We start from the raw sequence: 16068 nt of genomic DNA on the forward strand, positions 1-16068 counted from the left end.
GCTTAACCCTCCGCGCTGATCTGGGTACTGCGCGGCAGGGCCGCGACCTTGTCACCGCAGGTAAAGAAGAAGTCACATCCCAAAGGGAAAAGAGCCGCATTACGTTGCAACGCAGGGATATCGGGTAGGTTCAAGCCTGCGCTCTGCTTGATACCGGGACCGTGCAAAATGGCACCGGACTGATCCAGGCCGTCACGCTCAACAATCAGAGTGGTTGACCGGTCAGGATACTCTGCAGTTCCGATGCGATAGCGATCCAGCCCACCAAGTTCGCCCCAAGTGCCGACGGCGAAATCCGCCTCGACAGCAGGAACCAGCGGCGCGCCGGTGTGGAAAGTCAGCCATTCGCGCAGAGCGTCGGTGTCGAGCTCACCCGCCAGATGTACCTTGGTTTCCGGGTCGCAAAATGTCAGCAACAAGGTGCCCGCTGCTACCGACAAAGGCGCTGGGGGCACGGCCCCTGACAGGCTGCGGATTTCGCCAGGGCGTGCCATCACCGTCATCGCCGCGCGAAAAACATGTGCGGAATCAACCGGTATGTTCTGGAACCCGCCCGAGAATTGAGTTTGCGCAGTCATCAATCTTCTCCCCGAACCAGCGTGAAGAATTCTACTTTGGTTGCCGCCGCCTTTGCCGCCCGCGCGATTTTGACCGCCTGCATTTTCTGTTCCAGCGGACCGAGCAGGTTTTCCCGCACATGGTCTGCTGCCGCAGTCTGCATCATCGCATCAATCACAGCTGCAGCTTCGGCCTTGGGCTTTGACCGGCCCTGAACATAGCCATGTCCGACCGTGCCATCCTGCAAGACCACCGAGCAGCGCGTGACCGTCATTTCACCCAGGTTGAACGGCGCCCCGGTGGCGCCGGTACGTCCGCGCACCATCACGCCGCCCACTTCGGGGCTGCGCAGCCATTCAAAGCCGGGACGGTCCGTGAAACCCTCCCACAGCGCCAACGTGGCTTCATCTGGCGCGCGGGCCAGCAGGCCCATCCAGGTCTTACGCGCCTCGGTCGCGGAATCTGTCTGTTGTGTCATCAAAGCCTCTTGGCGGGGTTGTCTACTTATCCTATACAACTATACAAATCATAGACCGCCGCCCGGCGACTCGCAATCGCAACTGTGTGAATTTTTGGTGACATGAACAAAACGCCGATCTGGAAAAGCATCGCCCTAAGCCTGACGTCGGACATTGCCGAAGGGCGATATCAAACCGGTGACCGGCTGCCGACCGAAGCGCAACTGGCCGCAACGCATGGCGTTAACCGCCACACGGTTCGTCGGGCGCTGTCTGACATGGCCGACCAGGGGCTGGTCCATTCTAGGCGCGGGGCCGGTGTATTCGTCGCCACCCGACCAACCGAGTATCCGATTGGTAAGCGGGTGCGATACCACAAGAGCATCTCGGCCAGCGGCAAGATGCCCGGCAAGAAGATCCTCGCCCTGACCACACGGGCCGCGGATGAAGCCGAGGCCGAAGCATTGGGGCTTGATACAGGCGACACGGTGCATGTCTATGACGGTCTGTCTCTGGCCGACGGGCAACCCATCGGCCTGTTTCAAAGCGTTTTTCCGGCCAAGCGATTTCCTGACATTCTGCAGATTCTGACCGAAACCCAATCCGTCACCAAAGCCCTGCAAAGATGCGATGTGCCGGATTACACGCGCATCTCAACCCGCCTGACCGCGCGCGCCGCCACGGCAACTCAAGCTCTGCACCTGCACCTGCCCGAGGGCGCACCAGTCTTGTTTTCGATCGGCATCAATGCAGACCCCGAGGGCAATCCTGTCGAGTACGGGAGAACAACCTTTGCCGGGGAACGAGTTACGCTGACCCTGAACGAGGATTGATCCCGTAAGCCTCCCGCCCGTCTTCAACCTCCTATCGGAGGTTTCATCCCGTTGGGCGTAGCGCCGCGCAAAGCGCGGCGCCCGGCCCAAGGCCGCAAAAGGGGGATCGGCGAAACCGATGCTTCTGCGGGCGCGGAGCACCTGGGGTCACAGGGCCAGCTATTCGTATTTCTCCAAAAACGCCTCAGCCTCTAGTTTGCGAAAATCCGGCAATGCGTCACGCAAGCGGCTGTTGTCCCAGTCCCACCAGGCCAACTGCTCCATCCGATCCGCAACCGCTTGTGGGAACCTGGGGCGGAGTATTTGGGCCGCCACCCCAGCAACGATCATGTAGGGCGGCACGTCTTTGGTCACCAGCGCCCCGGATGCGATGACCGCACCATTACCGATTGTCACCTCGGGCTTGATGATCGCCCCGTGACCGATCCATGTGTCATGCCCGATATATGCGAGCCGGCTTGCGCGATGGACAAACCACTCCGCATCATCCTCGGCATCGTCCCAATAGTCAGCCGACCGATAGCTAAAATGATGCAGCGAGGCCTTTTGCAACGGGTGATCAGTAGCGCCTATCCGGGTAAAGCTGGCAATGTTCGAAAACTTGCCGATCCTTGCATTAGCGATGTCGCAGGTCCGGTCGCAATAGGAATAGTCGCCCCAGACCGCGTTGGCGATCCGGCTGCCGGTGCCAATCTCGACAAATGCACCAAAGCTGCTGTTGGTAATCTGGCAATCGGGATGGATGAACGGTTCATCCGCGCGCAATCGTGCCATAGTCCTGACCTTTCAAGCTGCGCTCACGGCAGAATAAAATCTTTGGTTTTCGCGTTGCTCGGCTTGCTCTTCTTGCCGCTGTCGCCCTGGATCAGACGACGCCGTAACCAGCCCGAGAACCAATCCATCAACATCACCATGAGAATGATCAGAACGATGTAATAGGCGACCTCTTCCCAATCTTTCTGAGTGATGATCGCCTGCGTCAGCAACAGACCAATGCCGCCGCCAGTAATCGCGCCAATTATGGTCGCGCTGCGGGTGTTGGATTCGAGAAAGTACAAAAGCTGGCTCAACAGCACGGGAGTGATCTGTGGGATCACCCCAAAGCGATAGCGCTGCGGCGCATTCGCACCGGTCGACTGCACGCCCTCGATCTGCTTCTCATCCACATTCTCCAGCGCTTCTGAGAATATCTTGCCGAATGTCCCGGTATCGGTCACCAGAATTGCCAGCGCTCCGGTCAACGGCCCTGGGCCGAAGGCCCGTGCCAGAACAACGGTCCAGATCAAGGCGTCCACACCGCGTACAAAGTCGAACACCCGCCGTGTGGCAAAGCGCACCGACCGCAAGGGGTTAAAGTTCCGCGTCGCCAGGAACGCCAGTGGCAAGGCGATAATCCCTGCCCCAATGGTGCCCAGAAACGCCATCAGGATCGTCTCGAAGATGGCCCAGGCCACATCCTGATGCCGCCAGATCTTGTTGGTCCAGAAATCGTTGAAAATGGCACCGGCCTCACCGGCGGTGGCGCGGCTGACCAACTCGGGGAAGGATTTGCCATAATACGGGCTGTCGAGGGTGAACCAAAACAGCTCCCACCCTGGGAAATAGCGAAACACTTCGGACCGGTTGCGGGTCACGGTCAGACGCCCGGCATCGGTGGTGATCGCCAGCCGATTTTTCGAGACATTGATCCAGTCTGGAACATCGCCCGCCGGTAACTCGGCTTGCACCCCAGAGGCCCGGCTGGGCGTAGCGCGCACGACGCCATAGCCAGGGATATCGTATTCGATTGTCTCGGGGCCGAAACGCACCACGTGACCATCTTCCAGGTCAATGATCGTGGTTTCGCCCAACGCCACCCAGTCGGGTGCGGTCCCGTCAGGATAGGTGCCTTTGCGGTCCCCTTCGACCGCAACGGACACATCACCATTGCGGTTATCCCGCGTGACATGGGTTTTGTAGCTGTAACTGTCGGCAACAAGCGTCTTGCCGTTTTCCCAATTTGCACGCCCGGCATTACCAGGCACGTCAAAGGCAAAGAACACGTAAATCAGGTAAAAAGCGACAAGGCCGGGCAACCCGAAATTCACGATCCGTTTGCGGTTGAACAGACGACCGGCCTCGACCTTGAGGTCATCTGTCGACAGATCAGTGGCAAAGGTCGTCATGCCGAAGCTCCTTTTTCAGACCCGTGGGTCAGGCGATCCCGCAGATAGCCGGACAGCTGATCCACGACCATGATTGTGACAAAAAGCAGAAGGAAGATGGCCGCGGCCTCGTCGTAGCGCCCCTGCCCCCATGACATCGCGTTGCGCAGCTCATAGCCCAGCCCGCCAGCACCGACGAAGCCAAGGATGGCCGAGGCACGGATGTTGATCTCGAACCGCAGCAAGGCATAGCTGACATAGTTCGGTCCGACCTGTGGGATCACGCCCAAATACATCCGTTGCGACCAGTTCGCGCCCACCGAATGCAGCCCCTCAATCGGCTTCAGCGAAGCGTTCTCGTTCACTTCCGAGAACAGCTTGCCCAATGCACCGGCGGTATGGATGGCAATCGCAATCATTGCCGGAACCGGACCGCCGCCGAGAATAAAGATCAAAACCAGCGCGATAACGATTTCAGGGATGGCCCTGCAGATATCGGAAATCCGACGAAACAATGGGATCAGAGATGGCCACTGCGCCATGCCCCGTGTCGACATCAGGGCAAGAAATGTCCCCGCAATCGTACCGATCAGGGTTGATGCTGCCGCGATATTGATCGTTTCGATCAAGGCCGGAAAGAACCGAACCAGATTTTCCGGCATCGCGCCGATCTTTTCCCACGCTTCCGAGAGGACCTCGGCCGGATAGTCGAAAATCCTGTGCCAGCCATCGACAAAACTGCCTGCGTTTCGATCATCGGCGGTGCGGAACCCTGCGGCCATCAGGGCCACAAACAGGATCAGGAGAATGCCACCATAGGCCCGTTTGCGCCGGGTCATTGCTGAGTATTCGTCGCGGATCTGGTCGACGCTGTGGGACCCTGCGGTCAGGTCTGTCATGGAATGCTCCTGAGAAAACGGGGCCCGGCAAGACGCCGGACCCCGATCATGTGATGTGCAGGCTTAGTTGGACTTCAGCTTGCGCGCTTCGATGATGACCTCGTAGGCCTCATGCGTGATGGGATCAAAGCTCTTGGCTTCGCCTGCTGCCACGCCGTAGAAACACTCGCGGTCTTTTTCATCCAGCGTGTTCCACAGTTCAGTGACCTGAACTTTGACATCTTCGGGCAAGGCCTTGCGCAGAACGACCGGGCCTTCCGGGATCGGCGCCGATTTCCAGATCTCGACCAGATCGTTCATGTCGACCAGACCGGCATCAACAGCGCGGCGCAGCGCGCCCGACTGATAGCCATCTTCCCAATCACCCAGGCCGTCGGCCCAGGTCACGCCGCCGTCAACGTCACTGTTGTTTACCGCAACGATAGTCTGTTCGTGACCGCCGGTGAACTTGACCTCACCGAAGTAATCGCCCGAGTCCATGGTGGCGCCGGTGGCCTGTGGGATCTCGATCGAAGGGATCAGGTAGCCCGAGGTCGAGTTCGGATCACCAAAACCAAAGGCCTTACCCTTCATGTCATCCAGCGAGGCGATGCCGCTGTCTTTGCGGGCAAAGCCTACCGAGTAATAGCCATAACCACCGTCGGTGTTGACCTTGACCAGAACCGGCTCAACCGCTTCGGGATCGCTCAGATAGGTTTTGGCGTAACCCGACGCACCCAACCAAGCGACGTCAATCGTGCCACCCAGCAGGCCCTGAATCACACCGTTATAATCGGCAGGGGCGAACAGCTTGGTCGGAACGCCCAGCAACTCTTCGGTGTATTCGCGCAGGCATTCGTTTTTGCTCATTCGGTCTTGGGCGTTTTCGCCGCCCAGAATACCAATGCGGAATTCGCTGATTTCCTGCGCCATAGCGGGCGCGGCCATGGCAGTGGTCGCAACAAGGGCAGCAATTAGGTTTTTCATCTGTCTCTCTCCAGGTTGATGTCCCCGACCTCTCATCGGGTCGGGCGATGAAAGGTGGTTGGGGTGGCTCAGATGGTGGCTTCGGCTTCCATCAGGGCCTTCTGGGTGGCGTCGAGCGTTTCGATCTCGGTCGAGGTTGCCTCTTCCGAGAAACTCGCATCGGCCCCATAGATCTCGCGGGCGACGCCGGTGGTCAGTTGTTCGGGCAACCCGTCAAAGACGATGCGGCCGTCGCGCATGCCGACAACGCGGTCGCAATAGCGGCGCGCGGTGTCCAGCGTGTGCAGGTTGGCGATGACCGTGCGGCCGTCCTCTTCGTGGATACGGCGCAGGGCCTGCATCACCACCTGGGCATTCATCGGGTCCAGCGATGCGATCGGCTCATCCGCTAGAATGATTTTGGGGTCCTGCATCAAAGCCCGCGCGATGGCGACACGCTGCTGCTGTCCACCCGACAGCGCCTCGGCCCGTTTCGGCGCATGTTCGGCGATGCCCAGACGATCCAGAATGTCGATGGCGCGGTGGATGTCCTCCATCGGGAACAGGTTGAACATGGTGGCCAGTGTCGATTGGCGGTTCAGTGTGCCATGCAGCACGTTCGACACCACATCCATGCGCGGCACCAGATTGAACTGCTGAAAGATCATGGCGCATTCGGCCTGCCACGCCCGCTTCTCTCGCCCCTTCAACTGGGTGACATCGCGGCCTTCGAACAGGATCTTGCCTTCGCTGGAATCGGTCAGGCGATTGACCATCCGCAAAAGGGTGGATTTCCCGGCGCCGGATCGCCCGATGATGCCGATCATGCACGGCTTGTCTACATCCAAAGTCGCCGCATCCACGGCTATGTTTTCGCCGAAGCGTTTGGTCAGTTTGTCGATACGCAGCACAGGCCACCCCCAATTCGTCTTGGCGGTGAGCTACAGGCACTGTTCAACGGCTGTGTGTCAGTAAGGTGAAAGTTTTGTTACGGCGCGATTGTCGCGGGGGCTATCCATCAACTGACCTCAACGCTATACGCATCCTCAACTGTTCAGATGACACGAGGCAACCATGAGCTTTGACCGCAGCATCAAGATCGCCCCGTCGATCCTGTCCGCCGATTTTGCCAATTTCGGCGCCGAGATTCAGGCCATTGAGGCTCAGGGCGCCGACTGGGTGCATATTGACGTGATGGATGGCCATTTTGTCCCCAACCTGACCTTTGGTCCACCCGCCGTCAAAGCCTTTCGTCCGCATGTCAAAACGGTGATGGACGTGCATCTGATGATCACCCCAGTCGATCCCTACATTCAGGCCTATGCGGATGCTGGGGCCGATGTCCTGACCGCCCATATCGAGGCAGGGCCGCATTCGCACCGCACCTTGCAGGCCATCCGCGCTGCAGGAATGAAGGCCGGTATCGCGCTGAACCCGGGCACTCCGGCCGAAGCGGTGGAGCACCTGTTGGATCTGACCGATCTCATCTGCGTTATGACCGTAAACCCCGGCTTTGGCGGCCAGAAGTTTATCGACATGACCAGCAAAATCCGCCGCCTGCGCCAGATGATTGGCGACCGTCCCGTCCATATTGAGATTGATGGCGGCGTTGATCCAAACACCGCCCCGCTGGTCGCGGCCGCAGGCGCCGACGTTCTGGTTGCCGGCTCAGCTGTGTTCAAAGGTGGATCGGTAGATCAGCCCGGGGTCTATGGCGACAACATCCGCGCCGTGCGGGCCGCTGCGAATTCCGCGCTGTAACTCATTATTCCTGGCGCATGCCCGAAATCACCCTGTGCATGAGGTCCAGAAACTGACGTTGTTCCTCGGCGCTCAGCCCCGCAAGCGCCTGCGCGTTTACGGTCTGGGCGGCCTCATATGCCTCCGCGCGTATCCCTGACGCCTTTTCGGTCAACCAGATCAGCTGAGCTCTGGCATCGGTTGGGTTTTTGGTTCTCTTGACCAAACTGTCCCGCTCCATCCGGTTGAGCGTGTTGGCCAACGTCGCCTGCTCGACGTCGATTTTGCCAAGCAGCTCTTTTTGCGACACGCCGTCCTTTTGCCAAAGCTCCAGCAAAATGGGGAATTGCCCAACGACGATCCCCAAAGGAGAGATACGCTGCTGCAGGTCCCGGGCAAACAAGCGCGCCATGTGATTGACCAGATATCCGGCAGAGTCTTCTTTCGTGAAATCCATGTCGGATAAATACACTTGCATAGCATGCTATGCAATATTATATAGCTTGCTATGTTATTTTCTGAAAGAGGATCAAAGAATGGCACGCATCGTAGAACTGGACGAAATCGCAACCCTGGCTGACCAGATGGAAACCGAGGAAGGCCCCGTCGTTCTGATCAACCTGTTCACGGTTGACGCCAAGGACGAAGACGCCCTGCTGACCGCCTGGTCCCACGACGCGGATTTCATGAAATCGCAACCGGGATACATCTCGACGCAACTGCACAAAGGCATCGCCAACAGCGCGACCTTCGTGAACTATGCTGTCTGGCAAGATGTGAAGAGTTTCCGTCAGGCCTTTACCAATCCTGAATTCCAAAGCCGTATCGCCGACTACCCGGACAGCGCAGTGACGCGACCACATCTTCTGCGCAAGCTGACGGTCGACAACCACTGTGTTGCCTAAGGCAAAAAGTGGAGGCGACCCATGATCAGAACAATCCACCCCATCGCTGGAGTTATCGGATTTCTAACAATCCTGACATTCTGGACATCTACTTTGTACAGCGAGATCTTCGCTTCCCACGCGACCGTGGCATCAGTAAAAACCATGATCGTCTATGGCCTGTTCTTGCTGGTCCCGGCCATGGTAATAGTCGGCGCCACAGGAATGTCGATGGGAAGCCGGCGCAAAGATGCTTCGGCATTGGCCAAAAAGAAAAGAATGCCGATCATCGCAGCCAACGGCCTGCTTATTCTGGTACCCGCAGCACTCTACCTGAAAGCAAAGGCCGGAGCCGGGGCCTTCGACACCAGCTTCTACCTTGTTCAGGTCATCGAATTGGTCGCTGGTGCCACCAATCTGACATTGATGGGTATGAGTATCCGTGACGGACGGGCAATGACCGCGCGCAGGCGCAGTCAGTCCCAGAAATAAAGATGCATTCCAAACAGAAAAAGCCCGCCCCGGTTTGGGGCGGGCTTTTTTGTTTCGACGGTTAGGTCTGAGACTATTCGGCGAACGATCTCATCACCGCCTCCGATCACTCAACACTCTTTGGTGTACGACATGGGCGCGTCGCGGGCTTGTCGAGATCAAACGAGAAAGGGCGCCGGATGGGCGCCCTTTCCATTTGATCATTCGCTTGCGCGAATTACTCGACGATTTTCGACACAACGCCGGCGCCGACGGTGCGGCCACCTTCGCGGATGGCGAAACGCAGGCCGTTTTCCATCGCGATCGGTGCGATCAGCTCAACCTCGAACGACACGTTGTCGCCGGGCATAACCATCTCGGTGCCAGCTGCCAGGGTCACGGTGCCGGTCACGTCAGTTGTACGGAAGTAGAACTGCGGACGGTAGTTCGCGAAGAACGGCGTGTGACGGCCACCCTCTTCCTTGGTCAGGATATAGGCTTCGGCTTCGAACTTGGTGTGCGGTGTAACCGAACCCGGCTTACACAGAACCTGGCCACGCTCAACACCTTCACGGTCGATACCACGCAGCAGCGCGCCGATGTTGTCGCCCGCTTCGCCACGATCCAGCAGCTTGCGGAACATTTCAACACCGGTACAGGTGGTTTTCTTGGTGTCGCGGATGCCGACGATTTCGATCTCGTCGCCAACATTGATCACGCCACGCTCAACACGACCGGTCACAACTGTACCACGGCCCGAGATCGAGAACACGTCTTCGACCGGCATCAGGAACGGCTGGTCAACAGCACGCTCAGGCGTCGGGATGTACTCGTCGACGGCAGCCATCAGCTTGCGGATCGATTCTTCGCCGATTTCCGGGTTGTTGCCTTCCATCGCGGCCAGAGCCGAACCGGCAATGATCGGAATGTCGTCGCCAGGGTAATCATACGAGCTCAGCAGCTCGCGGATTTCCATTTCCACCAGCTCCAGCAGCTCTTCGTCGTCAACCTGGTCAACTTTGTTCATGAACACGACCATGGTCGGGATACCAACCTGGCGGCCCAGCAGAATGTGCTCGCGGGTCTGAGGCATCGGGCCGTCAGCCGCGTTCACAACCAGAATCGCGCCGTCCATTTGCGCCGCACCGGTGATCATGTTCTTGACGTAGTCGGCGTGGCCGGGGCAGTCAACGTGGGCGTAGTGACGCGCATCGGTCTCGTATTCCACGTGGGCCGTCGAGATGGTGATGCCGCGGGCCTTCTCTTCCGGCGCGCCGTCAATCTGGTCATACGCTTTGAAGTCACCAAAATACTTGGTGATCGCTGCGGTCAGCGTCGTCTTGCCGTGGTCAACGTGCCCAATCGTGCCAATGTTGACGTGCGGCTTATTACGCTCAAACTTTTCCTTTGCCATTCCTCAGGCGCCCTTTTGTGCTTTGGGGGACCCTTGGTCCCGTGGTTACATCTGCGCGCGCGAGATATTGGGTTCAAAGGAGAAAATCAAGCACATCCTGCGGGAAATGCCGTTCTTTAAGCCGGATTTTGCGTTGCTACACCTGAATCGAGTGGCTGGATCAGTTCGGGACGCCGGTCGAACCAACCGTTTTCCAAATGTTCCTCGGCCAACCATTCTTCGACTCGGTCCGCAACTTTCAGAGCCAGCCCGCTCATTTGCTCTTGCTTTGTCCGTTCATGGCCCGACCCTTTCAGGGCACTGCCGCCGGTTGTGTCTTCCAGCACCTGGAATTGCTTACCTTTGGCAAGAAACTCTTTCTTGTTCACGTCATAAACGTTGACCAGAACAATCGCAGTGCTCTTGGGGTTATAGATCACCGGAATGCCGGGAGGGGCCAGCATGTAGCCCTCGAGGCTGATGCCGATGTCGTATTCCTGAGCGCCCGTATAGCGCCCAAGGCGGATGTCCACCGCGTTTTGAATGGCAGCAGTCCATTCGTCGGGCGTCGCATCCCGGCTTACCGGTCCCTGCACCGCCTTATCGGCAAAGGCATAGTTTACCCGCAACTTGAATTCGCCCAGCGACTCAGGCTCTTCGTAAACCTGCGTTTGGGTGCAGGCGCCCATCAGGGCCAATCCGGTGATCAGTGTCAAAATGCGCAACATATCTCGTCTCGATAGGCCTGTTTTTCTTTGATCTAACGCACCGATACGGCTTGTGCCAAGCGGTATCGGCATAAATCCTCTGTGACCGGGCCTGATCAGGAGAATTTAAAATCACGCGGGAAGCCGTATGGCGGCTTTTTCCCGACGCTGGCACGCTTGGCCAGCCATTGCGAAAGATCTGCCTCGTGCCGGGTCTTGTCGCCACCCATGGACCATTTCAGGCCCTCTTCCCAGTTGAAGGTGGTGATATCTGACAGCCCGCCGTCCAATTCCAGCGTCCCCTGCCGCCCGCGCGCCATATTGTATTTTTGCAGGCGAACGCCCTTGCCGCGGGTCATTTCAGGCAGTTCCTCGGTCGGGAAGACCAGAAACTTGCCGTTCTGAGAAACCACTGCAACGTGGTCACCTTCGATCGGTTTACAGATAATCGCTGTTTCGTCGCCTTTGACGTTCAGCACCTGTTTGCCGTTTCGGGTCTGTGCCAGCACATCATCCTCGGGCACGGTGAAGCCGTTACCCGCATCCGAGGCCACCAGCAGCTTGCGCCCCGGCTTGTGGATCAGGATGTCGATTATCTGCGCCTCATTCGGCAGGTCAACCATCAGGCGCAGCGGCTCGCCCATACCCCGACCGCCGGGCAGATTCGCGGCACTGATGGTATAGAATCGACCGTTCGAGGCAAAGACCAGCAGCCGATCGGTGGTTTCCGCATGGAAGATAAACCGTGGCCCATCGCCATCCTTGAACTTCAACTCGCGGTTCAGGTCGATATGGCCGGTCATGGCGCGAATCCAGCCCATCTGAGAGCAGACAACCGTTATCGGTTCGCGGTCGATCATCGCCTCAAGCGGGACCTCTTCGACCTGACCGGCTTCGGCAAACTGGGTGCGCCGCGCGCCGCCCTCATAGTCCTTGCCGAAGGTTTTCTTGGTCTCTTTCAACTGCTCGGCGATACTGGCCCATTGCAGGCTTTCATCGGCTAGCAGATCTTCGAGATTGGCACGTTCCAACATCAGCTCATCGCGTTCGCGAACCAGCTCCATCTCTTCCAGACGACGCAAGCTGCGCAGACGCATGTTGAGAATTGCGTCGACCTGGACCTCGGACAGCTCGCCCTCGCCCGGTTTGGGCGAGACATAGTCGGCCTCATTGGTGGCGCGGACATGGTCGATGCCCCAGTCTTCGCGCATCAGCGCAGCCTTGGGGTCATCGTCATAGCGGATAATGTCGATCACGCGGTCAAGATTCAGGAAGGCAACGATAAAGCCCTCCAACACCTCCAGCCGATGGTCGATCTTGGCCATCCGGTGGCGCGACCGGCGCAGCAGAACCTCTTGCCGGTGATCCAGGAAAGCGCGAAGCACTTCTTTCATCGAGCAGACTTTGGGTGTCACCCCGTCGATCAGCACGTTCATGTTCAGGCTGAACCGCACCTCAAGGTCTGAGTTACGATAAAGCATTCCCATCAGAACCTCGGGGTCCACATTCTTGGAACGCGGCTCAAGGATCAGGCGAATGTCATCTGCGGATTCGTCACGAACGTCGCCAAGGATCGGGATTTTCTTGGTCTGAATCAGCTCGGCGATCTTTTCGATCAGCTTCGATTTCTGAACCTGATAGGGAATCTCGGTGACGACGATCTGCCACTGACCGCGGCCCAGATCCTCGACCTCGAACTTACAGCGCAGGCGGAATGACCCGCGCCCGGTGCGATAGGCCTGCGCGATATTCGCAGGCGGTTCAACGATTACGCCGCCGGTTGGGAAATCCGGTCCGGGCACGTAGTTCAGAAGCGTATCGTCGCGCGCATCCGGCGTCTTGATCAGATGCAAACAGGCGTCACACAGTTCCGAGATGTTATGTGGCGGGATATTCGTCGCCATGCCCACCGCAATACCGCTGGAGCCATTGGCCAGCAGATTCGGAAATTGCGCGGGCAGAACCACCGGTTCGGTCAGCGTGCCGTCATAGTTGTCACGGAAATCGACAGCATCCTCGTTCAGACCCTCAAGCAGAGCCTCGGCCACGATGGTCATCCGAGCCTCGGTATAACGAGAGGCCGCCGGGTTATCGCCGTCGATATTGCCGAAATTCCCCTGCCCGTCGACCAGCGGATAGCGCACATTAAAATCCTGCGCCAAACGCGCCATCGCGTCATAAATCGCGGCATCGCCGTGCGGGTGATAGTTACCCATCACATCGCCCGAGATTTTCGCCGACTTACGGAACCCGCCCGTTGCACTGAGTCGCAACTCGCGCATCGCATAGAGGATTCGCCGATGCACCGGCTTCAAACCATCCCGTGCATCGGGCAAGGCCCGGTGCATGATGGTGGACAGCGCATAGGTCAGATAACGTTCACCAATCGCGCGGCGCAGCGGTTCGGCTACTTCGCCCCCGTTTTCGGGGGCCACCATATTGGGGTCGTCGATCGTATCATTCATAGATGATGTGATACGACGCAAGGGCGCGCGGGTAAAGCAAGCAAGACATATTTTACTGGGGACAAGTGGCGCTTTTTGCAACAGGGGGAGGCAACCCCCCGATTTCCCCCGTTTTTCGACTTGGGTCGCGAATTATGCTAGGATGTCTGACATTAGTCTGCTGCCTTTTTTTGTTTCGATTGATCGACCGGGGGATGCGCCATGACGCGCCTGATTGTAATGAGTTTCGCTGCACTTGGCTGGTGCTTTTACGTCATGAGTGGCGGGCCTAATTTCGAGCCGCGCGGTGTGCGGTCAGAACAGCCTGTGCGAGTCGCCTCGAAAGCGGCCCCCAAAACCGTAGCACCGTCTCCGGCAAAAGAGCTTGTGACAAATGTCGCTATGCGCTCGCCGGTCGTGCGCGAGCGCCCGATTGATCCCCAGCCAGCAGTCGCAGCGATTGTCGCAGAACCCGCCAGTCTGGACACTTTCAACGCGCTTTCGGTGTTTGACGATCAGACTGCCAGCATCACGCTTGCGTCCCTGGAAGACGGTGTAACTGGCCTGAAGCAAATCACCAAGGACGTGCAGCCTGAACCCGCCGCCCAGCCTGAACCCAGGAAAGATATCCGGGAAATCTCCGGGACCCGCGTGAACATGCGTGACGGCCCTGGAACGATCTACCCGATTGTTGGCAAAGCGCGCATCGGCCAGAAGGTCGAGGTGCTAAGTGACTCGGGCACCGGATGGTTGCGACTGCGCGTGTTGCCGCAGCAACAGGTGGGGTGGATTTCGACCTCTTTGGTCAGAAAAACACCAGACTGACGTGGAGCAATGATTGTCCCCATACTCTGTGCACACTAGCTTGGGGCTGGTTCAGAATCGGGAAAATCATGCAGAAGACCATTCTAATTACTGGCTGCTCATCGGGCATCGGACTGGATGCGGCGCATGGGATGCGCGCGCGGGGTTGGCGCGTGTTTGCCTCGTGCAAACAACAGCGCGATTGCGACCGGTTGCGGGCGCAGGGGTTTGAAAGCCCGCGCATTGATTATACCGATACGGCCAGCATATCGTCGGGTTTGAACGAAGTGTTGGAGGCCACCGGAGGCACCCTGGACGCGCTGTTCAACAATGGCGCACATGGCCTGCCCGGCGCGGTCGAGGACCTGCCGACCGAAGGCCTGCGTCAGATTTTCGAGGCGAACTTCTTTGGCTGGCACGAACTGACCAGGCAGGTCATCCCGATTATGCGCAGTCAAGGACACGGGCGAATCGTTCAGAACTCTTCGGTGCTGGGTCTGGTGGCCTATCCGTGGCGCGGCGCCTATGTGGCCACGAAATATGCAATCGAAGGGCTGACGGATACACTGCGCCTGGAACTGGCTGATACGGGGATCAAGGTCATTTTGATCGAACCTGGCCCGATCACATCTAAAATCCGCGAAAACTCAATCCCATTCTTCGAGCGGTTCATCAACTGGCAAAACTCGGCCCTGCGCGAGCGGTATGAGTCCTCTTTGTTGAAAAGACTGTACGAATCGTCGGGGCCGGATCGGTTTGAACTGCCCGCATCAGCGGTTACGACCAAGCTGGCCCACGCCGTAGAATCCAAGCGCCCGCGCCCCCGATACTATGTGACAACACCTACATTTATCGCCGGTTGTTTGCGCCGCATTCTATCGACACGTGCGATTGACCGCATCCTTGCAGGGGTCTGAGGCGAAATAACCCGTTCGCTTTTGGCACGCACGGGGCTAGATGATAGCCCTAGGCAAACAGAAACACGGACGGTGTACTCATGGACCTAATGATGGTCATTTTGCTTTTGGCCATGGCGGCGGTTGTCGTCGTATTGGCGCTTGGCATCTCGAATTTTGGCAAAAGCGGCAGGGACGCGGCACTGAAAAGCAACAAGTATATGCGCCTGCGTATCCTGTTTCAGTTCATCGCCGTGATTCTGATCGTGCTTTACGTCTGGCTGCGCGGTCAGGGAGGTCAGTAAATGGTCGTATTGAACAAGATTTACACCCGCACCGGTGATGATGGCAAAACCGCACTCGGCAATGGCGAACGCGTTGCCAAATACTCGGGCCGCGTCACCGCTTATGGCACCGTGGACGAGTTGAACGCCTTTGTCGGCGTCGCCCGGACCGAGGCAGATGGGGATGTCGAAGCTGCACTCGCCCGCATTCAGAATGACCTGTTTGATCTGGGCGCGGATTTCTGTCGTCCCGACATGGAAAAGGATGCCGAAGCAGACTATCCGCCTCTGCGCATCGTGCCCTCGCAGATTGACCGGCTGGAGGTTGAAATCGACGCGATGAACGAAGCCTTGGAACCACTGCGCAGTTTCATCCTGCCCGGTGGCTCGCGTCTTGCGGCGCATCTGCATGTATGTCGAACCGTATCGCGCCGGGCCGAACGGCTTGCGGTTGAGCTGACCAACATGGAGCCGGTCAACGGAACCGCAGTCAAGTACCTGAACCGTCTGAGCGACTGGTTCTTCGTCGCAGCCCGTTGTGCCAATGAAAACGGAACCCAAGATGTTCTGTGGGTTCCGGGCGCGAACCGCTGAAAGCGGCGTCGCGT

General features: G+C 58.1%; 19 protein-coding genes. 8 read left to right on the forward strand and 11 right to left on the reverse strand.

Going from position 1 to position 16068, the window contains the following annotated elements; translation table 11 throughout:
- Positions 1-2: 2 nt before the first annotated feature.
- On the reverse strand, positions 3-578 hold the full coding sequence (gene phnH, locus AC2FHW_RS11705) for a phosphonate C-P lyase system protein PhnH (RefSeq protein ID WP_496821953.1): 576 nt from the start codon (positions 576-578) through the stop codon (positions 3-5).
- A complete protein-coding gene (gene phnG, locus AC2FHW_RS11710) occupies positions 578-1036 on the reverse strand; it encodes a phosphonate C-P lyase system protein PhnG (protein ID WP_271951516.1) in 459 nt (152 codons plus the stop codon). The genes phnH and phnG overlap by 1 nt, the downstream gene beginning before the upstream one ends.
- Before the next feature lie 102 nt (positions 1037-1138).
- Between phnG and phnF the strand changes: the two genes are divergently transcribed.
- Positions 1139-1849, forward strand: a complete 711-nt coding sequence (gene phnF / locus AC2FHW_RS11715) for a phosphonate metabolism transcriptional regulator PhnF (RefSeq protein ID WP_271951515.1) — start codon at positions 1139-1141, stop codon at positions 1847-1849.
- Between the two features lie 159 nt (positions 1850-2008).
- Here phnF and AC2FHW_RS11720 read toward each other — a convergent pair whose 3' ends face one another.
- The 5 genes from AC2FHW_RS11720 to phnC form a co-directional block, all read right to left on the reverse strand.
- Positions 2009-2623 (reverse strand): LbetaH domain-containing protein, encoded by a 615-nt coding sequence (locus tag AC2FHW_RS11720; protein ID WP_496821954.1) that lies wholly within the window; start codon positions 2621-2623, stop codon positions 2009-2011.
- A gap of 23 nt (positions 2624-2646) precedes the next feature.
- A complete protein-coding gene (phnE, locus tag AC2FHW_RS11725; RefSeq protein ID WP_496821956.1) occupies positions 2647-4014 on the reverse strand; it encodes a phosphonate ABC transporter, permease protein PhnE in 1368 nt (455 codons plus the stop codon).
- Positions 4011-4892 (reverse strand): phosphonate ABC transporter, permease protein PhnE, encoded by an 882-nt coding sequence (gene phnE, locus AC2FHW_RS11730; protein ID WP_271951512.1) that lies wholly within the window; start codon positions 4890-4892, stop codon positions 4011-4013. Before phnE (AC2FHW_RS11730) ends, phnE (AC2FHW_RS11725) begins: the two co-directional genes overlap by 4 nt.
- Before the next feature lie 63 nt (positions 4893-4955).
- Complete coding sequence (phnD, locus tag AC2FHW_RS11735) at positions 4956-5858, reverse strand: phosphonate ABC transporter substrate-binding protein (protein ID WP_271951510.1); 903 nt, start codon at positions 5856-5858, stop codon at positions 4956-4958.
- 68 nt (positions 5859-5926) lie between these two features.
- Positions 5927-6748: a phosphonate ABC transporter ATP-binding protein gene (phnC, locus tag AC2FHW_RS11740; protein WP_142639325.1), complete on the reverse strand. Its 822-nt coding sequence runs from the start codon at positions 6746-6748 to the stop codon at positions 5927-5929.
- Between the two features lie 163 nt (positions 6749-6911).
- Here phnC and rpe point away from each other — a divergent pair, with 163 nt between their 5' ends.
- Positions 6912-7598, forward strand: a complete 687-nt coding sequence (rpe, locus tag AC2FHW_RS11745; RefSeq protein WP_496678889.1) for a ribulose-phosphate 3-epimerase — start codon at positions 6912-6914, stop codon at positions 7596-7598.
- A gap of 4 nt (positions 7599-7602) precedes the next feature.
- On the opposite strand, the gene AC2FHW_RS11750 is transcribed toward rpe, so the two are convergent.
- The gene (locus AC2FHW_RS11750; protein ID WP_142639321.1) at positions 7603-8034 is read right to left on the reverse strand and encodes a MarR family winged helix-turn-helix transcriptional regulator; all 432 of its coding nucleotides are present in this window, start codon (positions 8032-8034) and stop codon (positions 7603-7605) included.
- A 79-nt stretch (positions 8035-8113) separates the two neighbouring features.
- On the opposite strand from AC2FHW_RS11750, the gene AC2FHW_RS11755 reads away from it, so the two are divergent.
- Together AC2FHW_RS11755 and AC2FHW_RS11760 are read left to right on the forward strand one after the other, a co-directional pair.
- Positions 8114-8482 carry an antibiotic biosynthesis monooxygenase family protein gene (locus AC2FHW_RS11755; protein ID WP_142639319.1) on the forward strand — a complete coding sequence of 123 codons (369 nt, stop codon included), beginning with the start codon at positions 8114-8116 and terminating at the stop codon, positions 8480-8482.
- Positions 8483-8503: 21 nt separating this feature from the next.
- Positions 8504-8953, forward strand: coding sequence for a hypothetical protein (locus AC2FHW_RS11760; RefSeq protein WP_142639317.1), 450 nt, complete (start codon positions 8504-8506; stop codon positions 8951-8953).
- A gap of 217 nt (positions 8954-9170) precedes the next feature.
- Here the strand turns inward: AC2FHW_RS11760 and tuf are convergent, their stop codons facing one another.
- From tuf to AC2FHW_RS11775, 3 genes are all read right to left on the reverse strand, one after another.
- The gene (gene tuf / locus AC2FHW_RS11765) at positions 9171-10346 is read right to left on the reverse strand and encodes an elongation factor Tu (protein WP_142640426.1); all 1176 of its coding nucleotides are present in this window, start codon (positions 10344-10346) and stop codon (positions 9171-9173) included.
- A gap of 116 nt (positions 10347-10462) precedes the next feature.
- The gene (locus AC2FHW_RS11770; protein ID WP_496708269.1) at positions 10463-11053 is read right to left on the reverse strand and encodes a hypothetical protein; all 591 of its coding nucleotides are present in this window, start codon (positions 11051-11053) and stop codon (positions 10463-10465) included.
- 95 nt (positions 11054-11148) lie between these two features.
- Positions 11149-13497, reverse strand: coding sequence for a DNA topoisomerase IV subunit A (locus AC2FHW_RS11775; RefSeq protein ID WP_281995885.1), 2349 nt, complete (start codon positions 13495-13497; stop codon positions 11149-11151).
- A gap of 201 nt (positions 13498-13698) precedes the next feature.
- Between AC2FHW_RS11775 and AC2FHW_RS11780 the strand changes: the two genes are divergently transcribed.
- The 4 genes from AC2FHW_RS11780 to AC2FHW_RS11795 all read left to right on the forward strand — a co-directional run bounded on the left by AC2FHW_RS11780 (position 13699) and on the right by AC2FHW_RS11795 (position 16054).
- Positions 13699-14301 carry an SH3 domain-containing protein gene (locus AC2FHW_RS11780; RefSeq protein WP_246097307.1) on the forward strand — a complete coding sequence of 201 codons (603 nt, stop codon included), beginning with the start codon at positions 13699-13701 and terminating at the stop codon, positions 14299-14301.
- A gap of 68 nt (positions 14302-14369) precedes the next feature.
- On the forward strand, positions 14370-15197 hold the full coding sequence (locus AC2FHW_RS11785; protein WP_271951289.1) for an SDR family NAD(P)-dependent oxidoreductase: 828 nt from the start codon (positions 14370-14372) through the stop codon (positions 15195-15197).
- 80 nt (positions 15198-15277) lie between these two features.
- On the forward strand, positions 15278-15481 hold the full coding sequence (locus AC2FHW_RS11790) for a twin transmembrane helix small protein (protein WP_142639289.1): 204 nt from the start codon (positions 15278-15280) through the stop codon (positions 15479-15481).
- Positions 15482-16054, forward strand: coding sequence for a cob(I)yrinic acid a,c-diamide adenosyltransferase (locus AC2FHW_RS11795; protein ID WP_271951294.1), 573 nt, complete (start codon positions 15482-15484; stop codon positions 16052-16054).
- The last annotated feature ends 14 nt before the right edge of the window (positions 16055-16068 follow it).

It is taken from the genome of Ruegeria sp. YTSA108, assembly GCF_059610185.1.